1 protein-coding gene and 1 pseudogene are annotated in these 2,804 nt (G+C 63.6%); one reads left to right on the top strand and one right to left on the bottom strand.

The window, feature by feature from the left end; translation table 11 throughout:
- Nucleotides 1–650 precede the first annotated feature (650 nt).
- Nucleotides 651–1,964: a pentapeptide repeat-containing protein gene (locus tag G5C65_RS40580; RefSeq protein ID WP_165303089.1), complete on the top strand. Its 1,314-nt coding sequence runs from the start codon at nt 651–653 to the stop codon at nt 1,962–1,964.
- Between the two features lie 236 nt (nt 1,965–2,200).
- On the opposite strand, the pseudogene G5C65_RS34980 reads toward G5C65_RS40580, so the two are convergent.
- Nucleotides 2,201–2,804 (bottom strand): annotated as a pseudogene (locus G5C65_RS34980) (radical SAM protein); the annotation flags it as partial.

Genomic DNA, 2,804 nt, shown 5'->3' with positions numbered 1-2,804 from the left:
GAAGCAGCCAAGGCCCGCACCACCATGCCCACCCACCGGACGGTACAACCAGCCGAGTCCCCCTCTTTCCCCTCCTCCTCCGGCCACTCCGCCTCGCGTCGCCGTGGACGATGAGCTACATGCAGCAGTAGCGACGACACTGGTAGCACGCTGTGGCTGGGGCATTCGGCGCAAGACCATCACAGACAGGGGCTCTCCGCTCATGCGGACAGGAGGACCGCAACCGTCCAGCGTCAGGACGCCAGCCAACCCGGAACCTCGACGCAGCAGACCCGCATAGCCCAGTGCAGCAGTGCCAAGGTGGCGGAAGTGCTAAGCGCCCGAACCAGCATGCCTGCTACCGCGAGCGCCCTTAGCCGCCAGCCATGACGTGGATTGGGTACCGGGGCGGCTGCCGGGCCAGTCTGCCCTTCTGACGTGACGACTACCACCAACCACTTAGCTGTTCCGTCAATCCGGACCACCACTACCTGGTCGTTCTTGCGCATGGCCTTCCTCCTCTTCCGACGTTCACCGTCAGGACGAGGTTGGCTACCGCAGTCGCCGACCAGTGGTGATCGCGGACCGATCGCGAACGCGCCCCAAACAAGGCAACAAGGCATCTCCTGGTGACCGACGAGTCGGAGCTGGAGTCCTGAGAGGATGCAGAGGTGAACAAGGTGGCTGCAGACTGGCAGGAGGCGGTCCGACGGTTTGGTGGCCTACTGGGCCAACTGCGGGTAGAGGCCGGATTGACCGTGCGCGAGCTCGCTGCGGCCATCGGGGTTGCCCCCGCCACCGTCTCCAAGACCGAGAATGGACGCCACGCTCGGCCACAGGACTTCTACGTCGTCAGACAGTGGGTCAGGACCTGTGCGCAGCATGTGGACGGGCACGACGGGACGTCCTCGATCCCGGTCGCGCTCGTGTGGTGGCGTGAGCAGCACAGTCAACTGGAAAACTTATACGAAGAGTTGAACCTGCGGTCTAGCCGCTCCGAGCCGGCCGGTCGTACCGCGCCGACCGCGGGTCATAGCCAGGAACATGAATCTCAGCCCATCCCCTTCGAGGTGTTGCATCAGAAGGCCGTGGATCATCTAGCCAACCGTTCGCCTCATGTGCGCATGGCCGCTCTTCGCACGCTGGGAGAGCTGGGGGACACGTACCACGAGAAACGACAGCTCATCGTCAATGAGCTGTGCGACTACCTCCGGATCCCCCCAGATAAGGATGACGCCAGTGAAGGCCAGGTTAGACGCACGGCCCAGATGGTGCTGGCTTCCCGGCTGCGGCCCGGTCGCGGTGACGGCGCTACGGCCGCGAACCCTGTCTTCTGGCCAGACATGGATGTCGACCTCAAAAAGGCATTTTTCTGCGATGTGTACTTCAATGATTGTGAGTTCCGTCGCGCCGACTTCGACGAGGCACAGTTCGAAGGTGAGGCATATTTCGACAGGGCGCGTTTCGTCGGGGAGGCGAGATTCGTCGGGGCCGTATTTCTCGGCTACCAGGTCTCTTTCCAGAACGCGCGCTTCGAGGGGGTCAGTTGGTTCCGTTGGGTAGCCTTTCACGGCTATGCTGATTTCCAGGGAAGCTACTTCGGATACAATGCCGAATTCTCGCGATCGCAGTTCAGTGAAAACGCCCACTTTGACCACATGGTGGTACAGAACCACGCCTGGTTCACCCATGCAGTATTCCATGGCTCCGTCACGTTCCAACACGCCCAGGTCGAGGGCGCGACGTTCTGGCTCAACTCCTTCCGAGCAGGTGCCGACTTCCGATGGGCGCGGTTCGCATCCCCGCCAAGGATCGGCGAGTGCGAGGCCGCCGTTCAGGCCGTGCGGTACTGGCCTGACGGTTGGGTAGAACTGACGGCAGAAGACGCGTGTGGGTTCGTCGACTCGTGGCCAGCGGGCTGGGCTGCGGTCGTTGAGGAAGCGCATGCTGCGGAGATCCGATCTCAATGGGGATCCCGGCCCTGACCGGACCGTCGCAGGTTTCATTGTGGTCCTGATCTGCTACTGCGACTCTCTGCATGAGATGACGTCTGGGTGACTTTCTGCGGTGTGGCGCCTTGAAGGTCAGGGATCCTGATTGAGGCTACCGAGTACGCTACGGTAATTCTGCCCTACAACTCGCCCCCTTGGTCTCGCTCTCAGTGGCCGACCATTTTATATGCTGCCGAGAGTGCAAATCGTAGCTGTGGCGGGCGGGGCGTTCAGTTTCGAGTTGATTCGTGGTCGGGGGCCCGGTGGAGGGCGGTGAGGCGGGCGGTTTCGTCGTCGCGGAAGTTGCGGACTTCGGTGCAGCGTTGGCTCATGACGAATTCGCCGAGGGGGAGGCAGAGGTCCATGCGTTGGATGCAGACGCCGATCATGAAGGGGCCGTTCTTGGCGCGGTACATGCGCACGCCGTAGTAGCCCTCTTGGCAGTCGCGGTCGTTGTTGAAGCGGCAGCCGGTGCAGGTGTCGGGGAGGCGGACGGGGCGGATGCTCTTGGCGTAGAGGGTGCGGCCGTCCGGGAGGCGGTAGCGGGTGCGCTGGTCGGAGGCGCCGGCGGTGATGACGCGGAGGTCGGGGACGGCGCCGAGGTGGTCGAGGACCTCGCGCATGGCGGCGAGGGAGGCGCCGTCGTCCTCCAGGTTCACCAGCATCCGCACGATCACGTCGCGGCCGTGCTGCTCGATGATCCGCAGGACCCGTTCGACGTGGTCGTGGTCGGGGATGACGATGTTGGCCGAGACCTTCACGCCGTACCGACAGGCGGTCTCGATGGTGTCCGTGAGGGCGTCGAGCTTGCGGGCGGCCAGGCGGGGTGAGGCG

This window comes from Streptomyces boncukensis (genome assembly GCF_011045075.1).
In the GTDB taxonomy this organism is placed as follows: domain Bacteria; phylum Actinomycetota; class Actinomycetes; order Streptomycetales; family Streptomycetaceae; genus Streptomyces; species Streptomyces boncukensis.
Note: the sequence above shows the minus strand (reverse complement) of the source record. Positions and strands in the feature narration are given on the sequence as shown.